The sequence below is a fragment of the Pseudoalteromonas sp. S3178 genome, from assembly GCF_005886985.1.
Lineage (GTDB): Bacteria > Pseudomonadota > Gammaproteobacteria > Enterobacterales > Alteromonadaceae > Pseudoalteromonas > Pseudoalteromonas carrageenovora.
This window is the reverse complement of sequence record NZ_PNCW01000450.1, coordinates 1-240: the sequence shown is the minus strand read 5'-3', so window position 1 is coordinate 240 and position 240 is coordinate 1. Positions and strand designations below refer to the sequence as shown.

Sequence of the window (240 nt, the reverse complement as noted above, 5' to 3'; positions counted from 1 at the left end):
TAGCATTAGCTTCGAAGCCCTCAAAATCGTCACGCGTAATTACGTTTACTACACCACCAATCGCGTCAGAACCGTAAATCGCAGAAGCACCATCTTTTAATACTTCAACGCGCTTTATTACCGCTGTTGGAATAGTACTCAAATCAACTGATGAGTTAGCACCTGTTCCTGAAGCTACAACACGTCGACCATTAATTAGAACTAACGTACGAGATGAACCTAAACCACGAAGTGATACAC

General features: G+C 42.5%; 1 protein-coding gene. It reads right to left on the bottom strand.

From position 1 onward, the window contains the following. On the bottom strand, positions 1-240 hold a 240-nt coding region (locus tag CWC11_RS21715; RefSeq protein WP_171038513.1), incomplete at both ends, for a TonB-dependent receptor plug domain-containing protein.